The following is an 18,265-nucleotide window of genomic DNA, read 5'->3' on the forward strand; positions in this document are numbered from 1 at the left end:
CCTCGGTGACCTCCGGCAACTCCTCCACCCTCACCCTGTCCGTCGGCGCCTCCACGGCCCAGGGCACCTACCCGATCACCATCACGGGCACCGGCTCGACCACGCACACCGCCACGTACACCCTGACGGTGGGCGGCGGCGGCCCCGGCGGCCAGGACCCGCCTGACGTCAGCGTCGCCAACGTCAAGACGCACCTGGCGCAGTTCCAGAGCATCGCCACCGCGAACGGCGGCAACCGCAGGTCCACCGGCCAGGGCTACCTGCAGTCGGTCTCCTACGTCGAGCAGAAGCTCCAGGCGGCCGGGTACACCGTGACCCGCCAGACCTGCAGCGTCTCCTACTGCACCAGCGGCGCCGGCCCCAACCTGATCGCCGACTGGCCCGGCGGCGACGCCAACCAGGTCATCATGTCCGGCGCCCACCTGGACAGCGTGTCCGCGGGACCGGGCATCAACGACAACGGCTCCGGCTCGGCCACCCTCCTGGAGGTCGCGCTGACCCTGGCCCAGAAGAACCCCACGCTCACCAAGCACGTGCGGTTCGGCTGGTGGACCGACGAGGAGCAGGGCCTGAACGGCTCCGCGGCCTATGTCGCCTCGCTCAGCTCGACCGAGCGGTCGAAGATCAAGATCTACTACAACTACGACATGGTCGGCTCGCCCAACGGTGGCTACTTCATCAACAACATCACCACCACCGGCGCGTCCTACCTGAAGGAGTTCTACGACAAGCTGAACCTGCAGCCTGAGGAGAACACCGAGGGCGCCAACCGGTCCGACGACGCCTCCTTCCGCAACGCCGGCATCGCCAGCTCGGGCGTGGCGGCGGGCGCGAGCGCCACCAAGACGTCGGCGCAGGCGACCAAGTGGGGCGGCACGGCCAACCGGGCCTACGACTCCTGCTACCACTCCTCCTGCGACACCACCTCCAACATCAACGACACCGTCCTCGACCGGGCGGCGGACGCCGCGGCGTACGCCGTCTGGAAGCAGGCGGTCGGCGGCACCACCCAGCCGCGTGACTTCTCGCTCTCCGCCAACCCCGGCTCGGGCACGGTGCAGGCCGGCGCCACCGCTACGACGACGATCGGCTCGACCACCACGAACGGGACCGCCCAGACGGTGAACCTGTCCGCGAGCGGCCTGCCGACCGGCGCCACGGCCTCGTTCAACCCGGCCAGCATCACGTCGGGCGGCTCGTCCAGCCTGTCGATCGCGACCTCGCCCACCACCCCGGCGGGCAGCTACCCGATCACCGTGACCGGCACCGGCGAGACGACGACGCACACCACGTCGTACACGCTGACCGTCCAGGGCACCTCGGGTGGCCGGACGTTCACCAACGACACCGACTACCAGATCAGCGACTTCTCCAACACCCAGAGCTCGATCACGTCCACCGCGACGGGCACCGCGGCCTCCCCGGTCAAGGTGTCCATCACGATCAGCCACACCTGCGCCGAGGACCTCGACATCTGGCTCCGCGGCCCGAACGGCACCTGGTACGTGGTCGACGCCTACGGCGGCACCACCTGCACGCAGTACGGCACCAGGACCTTCTCGGTCCCGGTCAGCCAGCAGGCCGCCGGCACCTGGACGCTCGACATCGAGGACGTCTACGCCGGTGACACCGGCTTCCTGGACTCCTGGAGCATCACGGTCTAACCGTCGGAATCAGGGTTGACGAGCCCCGGCCGGTCATCCGGCCGGGGCTCCTTCACGTCGTTGCGGGTGCGCACGCCGAGCTTCTGCAGCACCCGCGCGACGTGCGTGTCCACCGTCCGCCGGGACAGGAAGAGCACCTCGGCGATCTCCCTGTTCGTCCGGCCCAGCGCGACCAGCCTGGCCACCTCGGCCTCCCGCGGCGACAACACCCCGCTGCGGCCCTTCCTGCCGCGGCGCGGCGCGCTGCCCGGCCCGATCTCGCGCAGCAGGTGGCGGCAGCGGGCGGCGTCGTGGGTCGCGCCCAGGCCGGCGTACCGCTCGCAGGCGTCCGCGATCAGGTCGGCGGCCCGTGCCCGGTCGCCGGTCGCCAGCCGGGCCGCCGCCTCGGACTCGGCCGTCCTGGCCACGGTGTAGGGCCTCGGCATCGCCTCGTACGCGGCCCGCGCCCTGGCGAAGCACCTGGCCGCCTCCTCGTACGCGCCCCGGTCCAGGGCCAGCGCGCCGGCCGCCGCGTCGAGGCCGGCGTGCGCGGAGGGGGCGTCGCGGCCCTCGATGCCCGCCGCGAACTCGGCCACCAGCTCCTCGGCCTCCTCCGCCCGTCCGGCCCGCAGCAGCGCCGTCACGGCCGGGGGCACGAGCTGGTCGCCCCACACCCACATGCCCTTGCGCCGCAGCCTGGCCACCGCCCGCTCGGCCTCGGCCAGCGCCTCGTGCGGGCAGTCGCGGGTCAGGTGCAGCTCGATCAGGCCGCCCGAGGCCACGGCGGCGACCGGCAGGAACCCCGACTCCACGTCGTTGACCCCCGCCGCCACCAGGTGCTCGGCGGCCTCCTCCCACTCGCCCCTGGCCAGGGCCAGCATGCCGAGCACGAGCCGGGCGTCCACGGCCAGCAGCGGCGCCTCGGCCGTCATCTCGACCGCCGCGACCGCCCGTTCCCGCAGGCCCTCCCACCGGCCGGTGAGCAGGGCGAGCCGGATCGAGGACATCTCCACCAGGAACACCGGGTACTGCGCGCCCGTCTCCTCGGCGATGCGCCTGCTCTGGTCGGCGAAGCGCTCGGCCGCCGCGTAGTGGCCGAGCGCGATGGCCGCGTCGAACAGGTTGGCGTAGCCGCGCGCCACCTGCCTGCGCACCGCCGCCGACGGGTCGTTCGCGGGCAGGGCCGCGGCCAGGTCGAAGGCGTCCGGCGAGCCCAGCATCATGGCCAGGCTGATCTTGTTGGCGTGCACGGCGGCGGTCAGCTCCGGATCCTGGTCCTCGACCGTGGCCAGCAGCTTCTCCGCCCGGTTCATCCACTCCTCGTGGACGGCCAGCGGCTCGTCGCCCCAGGCGGGCATCGCCAGCAGCGCCAGCCCGCGCGCGGCCAGGCTCGGCCGGTCGTGCAGGTCGGGCAGGGCGAGCAGGATCTCCTGACGGCCGGCGGCGACCACGCCCGCCTGGTTGGACAGCAGCACGCCCAGGTTGAGCCGGGCCTCGCCGCGTACGTGCCGGGACAGGAAGTCCTCGGCCAGCAGGTGGCGCAGCGAGCGCACCACCCGCCGGTAGGACAGCCCGATCGCGGCCACCCGGCTGAGCCGCAGCGCGAGCGGGCCGCGCGCGTCGTGCGGCAGCTTCGGGTCGGCCAGCATGCCGGCCAGCACCTCGACGGCGAGCGGGATGTCGCCGATGGCGGCGGCCTGGTCGGCCGCCGCCGGGCCGTGCCGCTGCCAGGACTCGAAGTCGCCCGCGCGCCTGGCGTGGTAGGCGAGCTGGACGAGCGGCGGCGGTTCGAGGACGGACAGCGCGGTCACCGCCCGCTGGTGGGTGAGCCGCCGGTCGGGGCCGGGGATCGCGTCGTAGACGGCCTGCTGGGCGAGGGCGTGGCGGAAGCCGTACTGGCCGTCGTGCTGTTCGAGCAGCACGCCGGCCTTCAGCGCCTGGCTCAGCCCGTCGCCGAGGGGGTGGCCGGAGACGGCGGCGATGAGCTGCTCGTCGGCGGGCAGCCCGAGCACGGCGGCGGCGTGCACGGCGTGCAGCGCGGCCGGCGAGAGCCCGGTGAGCTGCTCGGTCATCGCCTCGCGCAGCAGCAGCGGCACCGCCATGCGCTCCAGGACCTCCGGCTCCTCCTGGCCGCCGAGTAACTGGCCCTCGTCGTCGAGCAAGGAGCGCACCACCTCCTCGATCACGAACGGCACCCCCGCCGTGCGGTCGCGCAGTTTCGTGACGAAGTCGGAGGTCAGCGTGGAACGGCCGAGCAGCGCCCCGGTCAGGCGGCGCACCCCCTCGACGTCGAGCGGCGTCAGCGAGATCACCTCGCTGCGCACCCCCGGCGGACGCCGGTACGCGCGCCCGAACGGCAGCCCCGGCACCGGCAGCCCCTCCCGGCGGAACGTCACCACCAGCGCGAGCCCCGCCGGCGGCTGGTCGGTGAGGAAGCGCAGCAGGTCACGGGTGCCGTCGTCGGCCCAATGGAGGTCCTCGATCACCAGCACCGCCGGGGCCGCGGCGGCCAGCAGCGCGTGCACGGCGCGGAACAGGCGGTGGCGCTCGGCGCGCGGGTCGTCCAGCGGGGGCGGCGACGGCACTGGCGGCAGGTGCCCGGCCAGCTCCGGCAGGTAGCCGCGCAGGGCGCCGGTGACCGGGTTGAGCGTGCCCGTCTCCGGCAGCGCGCACCCGACGTGCCGCAGCGCGTCGAACACCGGGCCGTACGGGAACGGCTCGCGGATCTGGTGGCAATGGCCGATCAGGACGGTGCGTTCGCCGTCGGGCAGCAGGTCGAGCGCGGCCCTGACCAGCCGGGTCTTCCCGATGCCCGCCTCGCCCTGCACGAGGATGACGGCCGGAGGGCCGGTGATGGCGTCGACGAGTGAGCGTAACTGGGCGTCACGCCCGATCAACCCAGGAGAAGCCAGGCTTGTCATCGGGGTCTCCGTAACAGTGCAGGTTTACTCCCCCTGTCGGAATACTGTTATCCATCACGGGTCAGCGCGGGTCAAGCCTCTGTTTTCCGGTCAAATGCCGTGCCCTTGGTGGCGCCGGTGATCCCGGCGCCCTCGGCCGCCCCGTCCCCCGCGGGCGGCGCCTCAGGAGGCGACGGGGGTCCTGCCGTCACCCGCCGGGGCGGGTTCGGCCAGGTCAACGCTGTCGCGGAGCTTGGCCGGCTTGAGGAACAGGGTGGCGATCACGCCGATCACGGCGATGCCCGCCGAGATCAGGAAGATGTGCCCGGTGGCGTCGCCGTACGCGGCCCTGACGATGCCCTTGAACGGCTCCGGCAGCGCCGCGATGTTGAGCGTGCTCTTGCCGCCCGCGGCCGCCTTGGCCGGGTCGATGCCCATCTTGGCCAGCCCTTCGGCGATGCCGGTCGCGACCTGGTTGGCCAGCACCGCGCCGAGCACCGACACGCCCACCGTGCCGCCCAGCGAGCGGAAGAACGTCACGGCCCCGCTGGCCGCGCCCAGCTCGCGCAGCGGCACGGTGTTCTGGATCGCGAGGACGAGGTTCTGCATCGACATGCCGACGCCCGCGCCGACCAGCACCATCGCGCCGGCGATGAGCACGAGCGAGGTCTGGTGGTCCATCGTGGACAGCACCAGGAACCCGACGGTCAGCACGACCGCCCCGGTCACGATGTACGGCTTGACGTTCCCGCTCCTCGACACCATGCGCCCGGAGATCGCCGAGGACAGCAGCACGCCGAGCATCATCGGGATCGTCAGCAGCCCCGCCTCGGTCGGGCTGTAGCCGCGGCCGATCTGGAAGTACTGGCCGAGGAAGACCGAGCCGCCGAACATCGCCATGCCCACCGCGAGGCTCGCCAGGATGGCCAGCGCCGGGGTACGGCGGCGGATGACGTGCAGCGGCACGACCGGCTCCTTGACCACGGTCTCCACCCAGGTCGCGACCACCAGGACGGCGACGCCGCCGAGCACCATCGCCGCGGTCTGCCAGGACAGCCAGTCGAAGGAGTTGCCGACGAAGGTCACCCAGATGAGCAGCACGCTCACGCCGACCGCGATCAGCGTGGCGCCGACGTAGTCGACCTTGACGCCCTCGCGGCGCACGTGGGTCACCCGCAGGGTCTTCTGCAGCAGGAGGAAGGCGACCACGGTGAACGGCGCGGCCACGAAGAAGCACCAGCGCCAGCCGAGCCAGGAGGTGTCCGCGATCAGGCCGCCGAGCAGCGGCCCGGCCACGGTCGCGACGGCCATGACGCCGCCGAGGTAGCCGTTGTACTTGCCCCGGTCCTTGGGGCTGATCATCGCCGCGATGATCACCTGGACCAGGACCTGCAGCGCGCCCATGCCGAGGCCCTGGAGGGCGCGGAAGGCGATGAGCTGGCCGGTGTCCTGGGCGAAGCCGCAGGCCACCGAGCTGACCATAAAGATCACGATAGAGATCTGCAACAGCAGCTTCTTGCTGAACAGGTCGGCCAGCTTGCCCCAGATCGGGGTGGAGGCCGTGGACGCCAGCAACGAGGCGGTGATGACCCAGGTGTACTGCGACTGCGTGCCGTTCAGCGCGCCGATGATCTGCGGCAGCGCGACCGACACGATCGTGCCGCTGATCATCGCCACGAACAGGACCAGCAGCAGCCCGCTCAGGGCCTCCATGATCTGCCGATGGCTCATCTGACCCGGCGGCGCGGCCGGGACGGTCGGTGCGCTCATGCGCGGCCTCCTCCTACGTTAAAACAATGCCCAATGGGAAAGTTTGCCCGCTGAGCATATATTCCCGGACGGTAGGCTTGGCGCATCATGGACAGCACCGGCGGGCTGCGCGAGCGCAAGAAGGCCGAGACGCGGCAGGCCGTACACGAGGCGGCCATGCGGCTGGTCGGGGAGCACGGCCTCGACGCCGTCACGGTCGAGACCATCGCCGACGCCGCGAACATCTCGCGCCGCACGTTCTCCAACTACTTCGCCGGCAAGGAGGACGCCGTCCTCTACGGCGAGGAGCAGCGCATCCGCGACCTGGTCGAGAAGGTGGGCGCCCAGCCGGCCGGCCGGACCGCCTGGCAGGCGCTCTGCGGGGCGATCGACGACGTGTTCGAGGAGGTGGGCGAGCCGGCGCGGGAGTGGGCCGTGCGCGCCCGTCTGGCCAAGCGGCACCCGTCGCTGCTGGCCCGGCAGCTCGCCAACCACGCGGCGCTGGAGCGCGACCTGGCCCAGGCGATCTCCGGGCGGGAGAGCCCGGTGCGTTCGCAGGTGATGGCGGCCGGGTTCCTCACGGCGTTGCGGCTCGGCTCGCACCTGTGGGTCGAGGAGCGTCAGTCGCGCTCGTTGCGGGAGGTCATGGCTGAGATGCTCGACGAGATGTCCCGCCCGTTCAGCTGACCGCCCGCGTCCCGACGGGGGAACGCGGGCGGCTGGGGCCGGAACAGGCGGAGTTCGCGGGGGTGGCGGGGGTCAGGAGCAGGTGGCGTTTGCGGGGGTGGCGGGGGTCAGGAGCAAGTGGCGTTCGCGGGGGTGGCGGCGGGGCCGTTGGCGGTGAAGCCGATCGCCACCGACGCCCCAGGCGCCAGGCTCCGCGCCCAGTCGGGCCCCTTGGCGGTCCACGTGGTGCCCGAGACCGTCACCACCGCGTTCCAGGCGTTGTTCAGGGTGACGCCCGAGGGCAGCGTCCAGGTCGCGGTCCAGGCGCTGATCGGGGACGTCCCGGTGTTCTTCACCGTCACCTCGCCCTGGAAGCCGCCCTGCCAGGCGTTGGTCTGCTTGTAGGCGGCCGTGCACTGCCCCGGCGGGGGCACCGTCGGCGACGTCGTGGGGTTGCCCCCGCCCCCGGCCGGCGGAATCAGGTACGGCTGCAGGATGTCCTGCTTGGCCTGGTTGATGGTGGTCCAGTCGTCATTGGCGATGCCGCCGGTGTCGCCCGAGTTCGGGTTCCACGACCAGTACGTGAACGACATGCCGTTCACCCCGGTGCCGGTGTACTTCATGAGCTCCTGGAGCCAGACCTTGTCGACGTTCGAGGCCAGCGTGGTGCCGAACTCGCCCATCATGATCGGCGCGATGTTCTGCTTGTAGAGGTAACCCCAGTACTTGTCCCAGATGGCGGGCATGTTGGCGGGGTAGTCGGGGGCGTCGAACCAGGTCTGGTGGTAGACCGAGGTGGCGTACTCGTGCGGTGAGTAGACCAGGCGGTTCGCGACGTTGAGCCGTACCGGGTACTGGCCGGCCTTCGACAGGTTGCCGCCCCACCAGCCGCAGTCCTCGTCGTTGCTGGGGTCGTTGTCCCAGACGTTCGACAGGCCGCCGCTCGGGCAGCTCACGCCCTCGACGAAGATCAGCCAGTCGGGGTTCACGCCCAGGACCGCGTTGCCCGCCCGTTCGGCCGCCAGCCGCCAGTCGCGGGCCTGGTCGCCGCAGCCCCAGCAGGCGCCGGTCGCGTTGGGGTTGGTGCCCTCGGCGTGCGGCTCGTTGTGCAGGTCGGCGCCGATGACCGTCGGGTTGTTCGCGTAGTGCTGGGCCAGGGTCTTCCAGTCGTTGATCCAGGTGCTCTCGGGCGTGGCGCCGACGTACCAGAGCGGCGACTGCCCGGCCGCGGTCGGACGGTGGCGGTCGAGGATGATCCGCATGCCCTTGACGCCCGCGTAGTCCACGACCTTGTCGAGGATCTGCATGGGGGACAGGCCGACCAGGTCGGGGTTGACGTAGTCGTTGATCCCGGTGGCGGTGGCCCCCGGCTTGAGCGCGTCGTTGGAGTACGGCACCCGCAGCGTGTTGTAGCCCAGCGAGGCCATCTTGTCGATCTGGCTCTTCCAGGGGTTGCTCGACCACAGGCCATGGAAAGTCTTGTTGTCGGTCTCCATGCCGAACCAGTTGATCCCGGTCAGCCGGACGGTCGCCCCGGTGCTGTCGAGGATCTTGTTGCCGCTGGTGTGCAGGTAGCCGGTCCCTGTTCCGGTCGCCGCGCCCGCCGGGGTGGTGGTCAGCGCGACGGCGACGGCCGCTCCGGCCACCACCGTGGCCAGGGCGGTCAGTGCCGCCTTCGAGGTCTGCATGGGGTGCCCTTTCCGCGAGGGGGAACGCGGCGTCATGCTCGGCCGCCGCGTTCGGGCACGTCAATGCGAGGACGCCGGTCAACCGGTCTGACCTGCGGGAACGCCTGAAACTTTCATGCCGTGGTAGTGCCAGGTGGAGTGCGGGTCCTCGCGGCCGCGTCAATGTGCCCGGACGCGCCCGTCACTTGAATGGCAGGCATGACGATCACGCGCATGACGATCCCCGGGCGCTGGGTGGAGGGGACCGGGCTGGTGCTCGGGCCGGCGCTGCTGCTCGCCGGAGTCCTCGTCCGCCTCGGCGCCGACGACTTCTTCCCCGGTCAGCTCGCCGCCTACGCTGCCGCCCCGGGCCGCATGGCCCTGTCCTACGGCCTGTACGCCGCGGGCGCCGTGCTGCTGTGGCCGGCGGTGACCGCGCTCGGCCGGGTGATCGCCGTCGCCCATCCGGCTCTGGCCAGGTGGGGCGTGACGCTGGCGGTGCTGGGGCTGTTCGGCAGGGTGTTCCACGCCGGGGTGAGCCATCTGGGGTTCCAGCTGGTGGACGCGCTCGGCTTGGAGGCGGCCGAGCGGGTGGTCGCCGGCACGTACGGGGCCTTCCACGTGTTCAAGGCGGTCAACGTCTGCATCATGGGCGGCTGGGTCGTGCTGGCCGTGGGCGCCTTCCGTGCCGGGGCCCTCGGGGCCGGGCCGGTCGGCGTGGCCAGGTGCGTCGCGCTGGCGCTGGCGGCCGGGCTGCCGCTCGGCGTGCTCAAGGGCAGCAGCGACCCGATCGCGCTGGCCGCGCTGGCCGGGCTCGCCGTCGCGCTGGTGCCCATGGGCGTCGCGGTGCTCCGGACGGGCCCCGCGCCCCGCTGGTGGGCGCTCGTGCTCACGCTCGCGCTGGTCCCGGCGGCGTTCCTCGTGGGGATGGCGGGCTGACTCCGAGCAGCGCCACCACGTCGACTGGGACGAGCCGGTGACCGCCTAAGCGGTCAGCAGCTTGACGATCGCCACCACCCCGATGCAGACGACCGCGCCGCGCAGCACCGGCGCGGGCAGCCTGCGCCCCACCCGCGCCCCCAGGAACCCGCCGACCGTCGAGCCCAGCGCCACCAGCAGCACGGCCCACCAGTCGACGTCGGCCACCAGCGTGTACAGGACGGCGGCCGTGGCGTTGACCACGAGCGACAACACGTTCTTGGCGGCGTTGACGCGCTGCAGTTCCTCGTCGAGGAAGATGCCGAGCAGGCCGATGAGCAGCACGCCCTGCGCCGCGCCGAAGTAGCCGCCGTACGCCCCGGCGGCCAGCACGCCCAGCCACAACCAGGGCCCGCCGTGCGCCTGCCGCGGACGGCTGGCCAGCAGCCGGCTGATCCTGGGCTGGGCCAGGACCAGCACGCAGGACAACCCGATCAGCACCGTCACGACCGCCGTGAACGTGCGCTCCGGCAGGTTGAGCAGCAGCAGCCCGCCGATCAGCGAGCCCAGCGCGGAGGCCGAGGCCAGCCGGAGCAGGCGGCCGCGCTGACCCTTGAGCTCGGCGCGGTAGCCGAGGACGCCGGTCACGCCGCCGGGCACCAGGCCGATGTTGTTCGAGACGTTGGCGGTGACCGGCGGCAGGCCGACGGCCAGCAGCGTCGGGAACGTGATCAGCGACCCGGAACCGACGACGGCGTTGATGCCTCCCGCTCCGACGCCCGCCGCGAAGACCGCGGCCATCTCCCAAGGTGTCATGGCGGGTGACTCTAGTGCGTGGCCCTGGTGCGCTCGCTGGTCAGGTGGGGGTCAGCGGGTGAGGGTGCCCGCCCGGACCAGCCAGTCGACGGCCTCCGCCACCGCCTCCAGCGAGGTGTGCCGGGGGCGGTGGCCGAGCAGCCGCCCGGCCTTCTCCATGCTGCAGTGGGGGCTGTGCGCGATGTGGTCGTAGGTGACGCGGGCCTGGTGCTCCGGCACGGTCTCCCGCCACTGCTCCCACGGCAGGTACGACAGCCGCGCCTCCCGGCCGGACCAGCCCGCCACCGCCTCGGCGTAGCCGCGCAGCGTCAAGGCGGTCACGGCTACCGAGTGGAAGCTCTCGCCCCTGGCGGCGGCCGGGTTGTTCATGGCGTCCACGAACAGCCGGGCGACGTCGTCGGCGTGGACGTGCTGCACGGTCTCCATGCCCAGGTTGGGCAGCCGCACCTCCTCGCCGTCGGCGAGGGCCTGGAACACGGCCGGGTCGAGGTTGCCGGCCGGGTTGACCGGGATCCAGCCCGGGCCGGTGATGTGCCCGGGATGGACGATCGTGGCCGGGAAGCCCTCCCGCGCGGCCAGGTCGAGCAGGTACGCCTCGATCGCGGCCTTCTGCCGGCCGTACTCGCCGATGGGGCGCTTCGGGCGGTCTTCGGTGGTCGGGACGCGGGTGCTCGGGCCGTGCACCCAGATCGTGCCGCAGTGCAGGAACTGCCGGATCCGGCCGGCCAGCGCCCCGGCCAGGTGGCGGGCGCTCGCCTCGGTGAAGCAGATGAGGTCGACGACGACGTCGGCCTCCAGCTCGGCGATCCGCCGCCCGAACGTGCCCGCGGCCTCCTCGGCCTCCCGGTCGGCGACCACGGTGGCGACCCGCTCCCACGCGCCGTGCGGCGTGTACGGCTCGCGCTTGCCCCGGCTCACCGCGACCACGTCGTGGCCCGCGTCCACCAGGCGCGGAACCAGATAGGTGCCGATGTGCCCACTCGCCCCGATCACCACTACGCGCATGCCCCCACCCTAGACCGGCTCGAACCGCGCAGCCCGATCACCAGGTCCTGAGGCGATCAGGCGGGCCGCCCGTTCACCAGGTTCTGGGGCGGATCAGGCGGAGCGCCCGATCGCCAGGTCCAGCGCGTGGGCCGCGTCCTGGCCCGGCGACGGGCGCCAGGCCACGTGCTGGTCGGGGCGGACCAGGGCCAGCGTGCCGGCCGCGTCCGGCAGGTCCACCTCCCGCAGCGGCACGCCCAGCTCGGCCGCCCGCTCCACCAGCACCTTGGCCTCCGGCGACGACAGGTCGCCCACCAGGCTGAACCCGGGCCCGAGCCGGTCGTAGAGCGACTCGCCCGGCGCGAGCCACCGGTGCGGCAGCCGCTCGCCGCACCCGCCGGCCACCACCGGCGACCCCGCGTACGTGTACCCCAGCACCAGGTCCAGGCTGTGGAACTCGCTGTCCTTGGTCCGCCGCACCGCCTCCGCGACGGCCGGGCGCACCCGCTCGAACTCGGCGTCCGAGCCCATCAGCGCGGGGTCGGCCAGCTCGGGCGCGAGCGTGGCCATGTTGGCGGCGGCGGCCTCGATCGTGGCCGCCGCGACCGGCCGGCGCTCGGCCTCGTAGCTGGTCAGCAGGGTCGTGGGAGCCCATCCGTTCAGTACGGCGGCCAGCTTCCAGCCGAGGTTGACCGCGTCCCCGATGCCGGTGTTGAAGCCGTGGCCGCCGTAGGGCGGGTTCTGGTGCGCGGCGTCGCCCGCCAGGAACACCCGCTCGCCGGCGTACCGGTCGGCCAGCAGCATGCGCGCGGTCCACGGGTCGGTGGCCAGGATCTCGACCTCGACGTCGGCCCCGACCAGGTTGCGGACCAGGCGCACCGGGTCGGTCCCCTCCGCCGGGACGCCCTGGGCGATGCACCACCACAGGTCCTCCAGGTCGAGCCGGCCGAGCATGCCGGGCTGGGCCGGGTTCAGCACCCAGTAGTGCACGGCGGGGCCGTGGGGCACCCGTTCGGCCAGGCCGGGCGCGCGGAAGACGACGTTGTAGTTGGGCCTGGCGTCCTGGCGGCCCTCGTAGCGGGCGCCGATGGCCGGGCGCGTCACGCTGCGGGCGCCGTCGCAGCCGACGACGTACGCGGCGCGCACCTGGCGGGTCTCGCCGTCCGCGGCGGCCAGGTCGGCGGTGACGCCGTCGGCGTCCTCGCGCAGGCCGGTCACCCGCCAGCCGGTGAGCAGCGCGTCACCGGCGGCTTCGCGCAGCACCTCCTCGACGATCGGCTGCGGCACCTGCTGCCCCGGCTCGGCGGCCAGGTCGGAGCCGGTCAGGTCGAGGCCGAAGCAGCCGCCGATCCTGGTGATCTCGCGCCCGAGCAGGCCGGTCGTGAAGACCGCCGCGTCCGACCAGGAGACCGCGAGCGGCGCGCGGGCGCGCACCGTCTCGGCCAGCCCCCACCTGCGCAGCAGCTCCATCGACCGCGCCGACGTGGTCTTGGCGCGCGGACGCAGCCACGACACGCTCTCGCGCGGCTCGACGACCATGCTGCGCACCCCGTGATGGGCCAGCTCCACGGCCGTCGCCAGCCCGACGGGCCCGCCTCCGGCGATCAGTACCGGTATGTCGGTCTGGCGCACGCTTGCTCCCATTCGTCATGGTGATCATCGGCATACTCCAAGCGCCGCGCGTCCCACGTCAAGCTCGGGCCGAAACCGCCGGCCGGATCACCGATCGGGAACGATCTAGAGGACGGCCGCCGGACTTGTTACGGTCGTTCCATGACTGAGTCCTCGGCGGTGCCGCTGCACATGCGGCGGTTGGAGTTCGATCCGGCCCCCGAGCTGGGCGAGGTGCGCGACCAGGAACGGATCAAGCGCATCGACACCCTCCTCGGCCTGGAGGCGTGGGTGGTGACCCGGTACGCCGACGTCCGCGAGGTCCTGGGCGACGCCGACCGGTTCAGGCTCGCCAGGCAGGGCTCCGCCCGCATGCCCGGAGCGCCCGAGCTGACCGAGGAACAGCTCGCCGAGCTGCGCGCGGGCAACCTGCTCGGCCAGGACCCGCCCGAGCACACCCGGCTGCGCAGGATGCTGACGCCCGAGTTCACGATCCGCCGGATGAAACGGCTGGAGTCCCGCATCAGGGACATCGTGCGCGAGCACCTCGACGCCATGGAGGCCGCGGGCTCCCCGGCCGACCTGGTGTCGTCGTTCGCGCTGCCGATCCCGTCGCTGGTGATCTGCGAGCTGCTGGGCGTGCCGTACGAGGACCGCGCCGACTTCCAGCGGCGGTCCGGCCGCATGCTGGACCTGTCGCTGCCGGTCGAGCAGCGGGTGGCGGCCAACTTCGAGTCGAGGGCGTACATGCGCGAACTGGTCACCCGCATGCGCACCGACCCGGGCGAGGACCTGCTCGGCATGCTCATCCGCGAGCACGGCGACGACCTGACCACCAGCGAGCTCGTCGGCATCGGCAACCTGCTGCTGCTCGCCGGGCACGAGACCACCTCCAACATGCTCTCGCTCGGCACACTCGCCCTGCTGCGCAACCCCGGGCAGCTCGAACTCCTGCGCAAGGAGCCCGAGCGCATCGACGCGACGGTCGAGGAGCTGCTGCGCTGGCTCAGCATCGTCCACTCCGGGACGATCAAGATCACGTCCAGGGAGGTCGAGCTGGCCGGGCGGACCATCGGCGCGGGCGAGATGATCCTGTGCTCGCTGCCCGCCGCCAACCGCGACCCCGGCTTCATCGCCGACCCCGACACCCTCGACATCACCCGCGGCGCCCCCGGCCACGTCGCCTTCGGCCACGGCGTCCACCACTGCCTGGGCGCGCCGCTCGCCCGCATGGAGATGAAGATCGCCTTCCCCGCGCTCTTCGAACGTTTCCCCGGCCTGCGCCCGACCGAGTCCACGCCGGAGTTCCGCTCCTTCAACGTCGTCTACGGCCTGACCGAGCTGGAGGTCGCCTGGTAGCGGCGCGCACGCGGATTTTGTCGGCGGCGGCGGATAACGTGCGGGTGTCATGCCAACCGAAGCCAGGCCACACGAGCTGATCGGCAGGGACCACCCCGCCGCGCTGCTGCGTGCCGAGGTCGCGCGGGTGGTCGACAGCCACGGCGGCCTGGTCCTCGTCACCGGCGAGGCCGGCATCGGCAAGACCACGCTCGTCACCAGCGCCGCCGCCGAGGCCAGGCGCAGGGGCGCGCTCGTGGTCGGCGGCGCCTGCTGGGATTCCGGCAGCGCGCCCGGCTACTGGCCCTGGGTCCAGGTCATCCGCGCCCTGCGCCGCTCGGCCGCCCCCCACGAGTGGGCCGAGGCCGAGCAGTCGGCCGGCGGCAGCCTGGCCGCCCTGCTCGGCGAGGCGGCGGCGCTCGCCCAGCCACACCTGGAGGTCACCGCCGCCGACACCGACACCGCCTCCGCGTTCCAGATCTACGACGCGGTCACCACCGCCCTGGTGTCGCTCTCGCAGCACCACCCGCTCATGATCGTCATCGACGACCTCCACGCGGCCGACCCCGCCTCGCTGCGGCTCCTTGAGTTCGCGGCCCGCCAGACCTGGTTCGAGCGCCTGCTCCTCGTCGGCACCTACCGCGACGCCGAGGTCGAGCCGGTCGACCACCCGCTGCGCGACCTGCTGTCGCCGCTCGTCGCCAAGGCCACCACCATCACGCTCACCGGCCTCGACCAGGCCGGGGTGGGCGCCCTCATGGCCCGCACCGCCGGGCTCGACCCGCCCGCCGACCTGGTGGCCGAGGTCCACGTGCGCACGGGCGGAAACCCGTTCTTCGTCGAGCAGACGGCCCGGCTGTGGCGCAGCGGCGGCTCGGCCACGGCCGTGGCGCCCGGCGTCCGCGACGCGCTGCTGCGCCGGCTGTCCCTGCTGCCGCGTCCGGTGGCGGAGCTGCTGCCCGCCGCGGCCGTGCTCGGGCGCGAGTTCCACCGCCAGGTGCTGGCCGCCGCCGTGGCCGCCCCCGTGGCGCACGTCGACCGTCTCCTCGACACCGCCGTGATCGCCCGGCTGGTGGTGACCAAGGGCGGCGGCCGGTTCGCCTTCGCCCACGACCTCGTCCGCGAGACCCTCTACGACGCCGTCCCCGACGTGCGCGACCTGCACGCCGCCGTGGTGCGCGCCCTCGACGGCGCCCCCGACCTGGCCCGCCGCATGCTGCCGAGCGACCTGGCCCGGCACGCCTACCTCGCCGGCGACCGCGTCGACCCCGAGCGCGCGATCGACCTGCTCCAGGCCGCCGCCCGCGCCGCCCGCAGCCGGCTCGCCGGCGAGGAGGAGCTCGGCCACCTGCGCCGCGCGCACGAGCTGAGCGCCGCCGCCGCGCCCCGCCGGCGCGTGCTGATCTGCCTCGACCTCGGCCGGGAGCTGCACCACCGCGGCGAGCGCGAGGCGGGCCGCCGGCTGTTCGAGGAGGCCGACGCCGTCGCCGCCGATCTCGGCGACCCCGAGCTGACCGCCCGCGTCGCGCTGGTCTTCCGCTCCCACTACGGCCACGACGACTCGCTCGACCGGCTGCGCCGGGCCCACGCCGCGCTCGTCGGCGAGCCGGCCCCCGACGACCGCCTGGCCCTCGACCTGGTCTTCCACCTCACCGCCCAGGCCCGCCAGGGAGGCGACGACGACGTCCTGGCCTTCAGCCTGTGGGCCCACCACGACATCATCTGGGGCCCCGGCACGGCGGGCGAGCGGGTGGCCCTGACCGGCGAGCTGCTCGACATCGCCCGGCGCACCTCCGACCGCGAGCTCGAACACTTCGCCGGCGCCCTGCGCTGGGTGGCCATGATCGAGGAGGGCGACCCCCGCTACCTCGACCGGTTCCACGACTACGCGGCCAAGGGCCGTAGCACCGACGACGCCCACCTCAACCTCACCACGTCCGTCGACGCCAGCATCGTGGCCGCGCTCGCCGGCCGCTTCGCCGAGGCCGAGTCGCTGATGACGGGGCTGTCCCTCGACGGCAAGGACCACGACTTCGACGTCATGCTCGACCACCACCGCTGGGCGATCCGCTGGCTCCAGGGCAGGGTGGAGGAGCAGGAAGACGTCCTGCGCAGGCTCAGGGCCGGCCGCCACCCCGACCGCGGCCTGCTGGAGGCGCTGACCGCCCTGCAGGCCGGCGACGTCGGCACCGCGCTGCGCCACCACGCGGCCGGCGCGCGGGTGGGGCGCATGGCCGAGCCGCTGTGGCTGCGTTTCCAGGCGGAGCTGGCCGCCGCCACCCACGACCGGGAGCTCGCCGCCGGGGCGCGGGCCGCGCTGCTGCCGCACCGGGGGCGGTGGGCGGTGTCCTACTACGGCTGGGACATCAGCGGCCCCTACGACCTGTGGATCGCCGTGCTCGACCTGGCCGAGGGCCGGTGGGCGGAGGCGGCCGAGGGGTTCGCGCGGGCGTACCGGTCAGCCGACCGGATGCGGGCCCGCCCGTGGTCGGTCCTGGCCCGTGCCCGCCTGGCCGAGGCCCTTCTGGCCGGCGGCGACACCGTCGGGGCCCGTCCCGTGCTGGCGGCGGTCCGGCGCGAGGCGGCCGAGCTGGGCATGCACCACGTCCTCGACCCCCTCCCGCCGCAGGGGAGCACCGCCGCCGAGCCCGCGCCCCCGCAGGCCCCCGCACGTGCCGAGGACCCCGCACGTGCCGAGGACCCCGCACGTGCCGAGGACTCCGGCCCCGAGCCGGTCACGGGCGACTTCCGCAAGGACGGCGAGGTCTGGGCGCTCAGGTTCGCTGGGCGGCTGGCCCACATGCCCGACGCCAAGGGCCTGCGCGACCTGCACCACCTGCTCGGCCACCCCGGCGCCGACATCCCCGCCGTGGCCCTGCTCGCCCCGGAGGGCGGCGACGTCGTGCTGGCCGCCCGCGGGATGGGCGGCGACGCCGTGCTCGACGAGGAGGCCAAGGCCGACTACCGCCGCCGCCTGTCCGTCCTCGACGACGAGATCGACCGGGCCACCGGCCGCGGCGACGACGACCGGGCGGCCGAGTACGACCGCGAAAGGGCGGCCCTGCTGGAGGAGCTCCGCACGGCCGCCGGGCTGGGCGGCCGCTCCCGCCGGCTGGGCGACGAAGCCGAACGGGCCCGCAAGACGGTGACCGCCAGAATCCGCGACACCCTCCGCAAACTCACCCAGACCCACCCCGAACTCGCCACCCACCTCCGCGCCACCATCTCCACCGGCGCCACCTGCCGCTACCAGCCCACCACCCCCATCACCTGGCACCTCTGACGATCACGAAGGCCGACGAAGCGCAGTATGACCGAGGACGAGATCTTTGCGGCCGTACGCGCGAGCGTCGGCCCGGACCTGCCGCCACCCGCTACGGAGTCGGCCGTCGCCGAGGCGGAGGAGGCCGTCGGCTACCCCTTGCCGCCCCTGTTACGGCGCCTGTATCTGGAGGTGGGGAACGGCGGCTTCGGCCCACGAGGCGGCGTGATCGGTGTTCGCGGCTATGACTTCTGGGCCCGTGACATCTACCCGGACATCACCGCGTCGGCCCTGGAGCTACGAACAGAGCCCTCCGGACGGTGGTCGGGCATGGTGCAGCTGATGGACTGGGGATGCGGGATCGCGTCACTGCTGGACTGCCGCGCCTCCGCAGGCGCGATGTGGGGCTGGGACCCCAACAGGTGCTGTTTCCAGCACGCTCTCTTCCCCCAGGACATCTCCTTCGCCGACTGGCTCGCCGACTCGCTGGGCCGCGGTTTCTACGACGTCTTCTACGACGGCTATTTCGACGTCCCGGTGGAAGACGCCGATGACATCGAGCCGGTCGGGCTGAAGGCGGACGAGGACGAAGAAGAGGAGAACCCTGCGCCTGGGTGCCCCCTGCCTGGGTGAACGGCCGGCAGGTCGGCGGCTGGCGGCACCGCCCCCCACCTGCCCTGTAAGACGGACGCGATCGCGCGGAACAGCGGC

Annotated in this window: 12 protein-coding genes; 6 read left to right on the forward strand and 6 right to left on the reverse strand. The window is 73.1% G+C overall.

What is annotated here, in order from left to right; genetic code table 11:
• On the forward strand, window positions 1-1,664 hold a 1,664-nt coding region (locus ABT158_RS34590; RefSeq protein WP_352360778.1), incomplete at its 5' end, for a M28 family peptidase.
• On the opposite strand, the gene ABT158_RS34595 is transcribed toward ABT158_RS34590, so the two are convergent.
• Together ABT158_RS34595 and ABT158_RS34600 are read right to left on the reverse strand one after the other, a co-directional pair.
• Window positions 1,661-4,564, reverse strand: a complete 2,904-nt coding sequence (locus ABT158_RS34595; protein WP_352360780.1) for an ATP-binding protein — start codon at window positions 4,562-4,564, stop codon at window positions 1,661-1,663. The two genes, ABT158_RS34590 and ABT158_RS34595, sit on opposite strands and share 4 nt — an antisense overlap.
• A 162-nt stretch (window positions 4,565-4,726) precedes the next feature.
• Window positions 4,727-6,313 (reverse strand): MDR family MFS transporter, encoded by a 1,587-nt coding sequence (locus tag ABT158_RS34600; RefSeq protein ID WP_502911591.1) that lies wholly within the window; start codon window positions 6,311-6,313, stop codon window positions 4,727-4,729.
• 87 nt (window positions 6,314-6,400) lie between these two features.
• On the opposite strand from ABT158_RS34600, the gene ABT158_RS34605 reads away from it, so the two are divergent.
• Entirely contained in the window at window positions 6,401-6,979 is a 579-nt protein-coding gene (locus ABT158_RS34605) for a TetR/AcrR family transcriptional regulator (RefSeq protein ID WP_352360781.1), read from the forward strand.
• Window positions 6,980-7,086: 107 nt separating this feature from the next.
• On the opposite strand, the gene ABT158_RS34610 is transcribed toward ABT158_RS34605, so the two are convergent.
• Window positions 7,087-8,646 (reverse strand): cellulase family glycosylhydrolase, encoded by a 1,560-nt coding sequence (locus ABT158_RS34610; protein WP_352360783.1) that lies wholly within the window; start codon window positions 8,644-8,646, stop codon window positions 7,087-7,089.
• Between the two features lie 198 nt (window positions 8,647-8,844).
• Here ABT158_RS34610 and ABT158_RS34615 point away from each other — a divergent pair, with 198 nt between their 5' ends.
• Window positions 8,845-9,564 (forward strand): hypothetical protein, encoded by a 720-nt coding sequence (locus ABT158_RS34615; RefSeq protein ID WP_352360785.1) that lies wholly within the window; start codon window positions 8,845-8,847, stop codon window positions 9,562-9,564.
• A gap of 45 nt (window positions 9,565-9,609) precedes the next feature.
• Here ABT158_RS34615 and ABT158_RS34620 read toward each other — a convergent pair whose 3' ends face one another.
• From ABT158_RS34620 to ABT158_RS34630, 3 genes are all read right to left on the reverse strand, one after another.
• Window positions 9,610-10,359, reverse strand: coding sequence for a sulfite exporter TauE/SafE family protein (locus tag ABT158_RS34620; protein ID WP_352360786.1), 750 nt, complete (start codon window positions 10,357-10,359; stop codon window positions 9,610-9,612).
• Window positions 10,360-10,410: 51 nt separating this feature from the next.
• Window positions 10,411-11,364: an NAD-dependent epimerase/dehydratase family protein gene (locus tag ABT158_RS34625; RefSeq protein WP_352360788.1), complete on the reverse strand. Its 954-nt coding sequence runs from the start codon at window positions 11,362-11,364 to the stop codon at window positions 10,411-10,413.
• Between the two features lie 93 nt (window positions 11,365-11,457).
• Entirely contained in the window at window positions 11,458-12,975 is a 1,518-nt protein-coding gene (locus ABT158_RS34630) for an FAD-dependent monooxygenase (protein WP_352360790.1), read from the reverse strand.
• Window positions 12,976-13,116: 141 nt separating this feature from the next.
• Here ABT158_RS34630 and ABT158_RS34635 point away from each other — a divergent pair, with 141 nt between their 5' ends.
• Genes ABT158_RS34635 through ABT158_RS34645 form a run of 3 tightly spaced genes read left to right on the forward strand, consistent with a single transcriptional unit; the run spans window position 13,117 to window position 18,187 of the window.
• Window positions 13,117-14,313 carry a cytochrome P450 gene (locus ABT158_RS34635; protein WP_352360792.1) on the forward strand — a complete coding sequence of 399 codons (1,197 nt, stop codon included), beginning with the start codon at window positions 13,117-13,119 and terminating at the stop codon, window positions 14,311-14,313.
• A 49-nt stretch (window positions 14,314-14,362) separates the two neighbouring features.
• Window positions 14,363-17,575 carry an AAA family ATPase gene (locus ABT158_RS34640; protein ID WP_352360794.1) on the forward strand — a complete coding sequence of 1,071 codons (3,213 nt, stop codon included), beginning with the start codon at window positions 14,363-14,365 and terminating at the stop codon, window positions 17,573-17,575.
• 27 nt (window positions 17,576-17,602) lie between these two features.
• Window positions 17,603-18,187 carry an SMI1/KNR4 family protein gene (locus ABT158_RS34645; RefSeq protein ID WP_352360796.1) on the forward strand — a complete coding sequence of 195 codons (585 nt, stop codon included), beginning with the start codon at window positions 17,603-17,605 and terminating at the stop codon, window positions 18,185-18,187.
• The last annotated feature ends 78 nt before the right edge of the window (window positions 18,188-18,265 follow it).

The sequence above is a fragment of the Nonomuraea sp. NPDC001636 genome (genome assembly GCF_040298265.1).
Taxonomy (GTDB): Bacteria; Actinomycetota; Actinomycetes; order Streptosporangiales; family Streptosporangiaceae; genus Nonomuraea.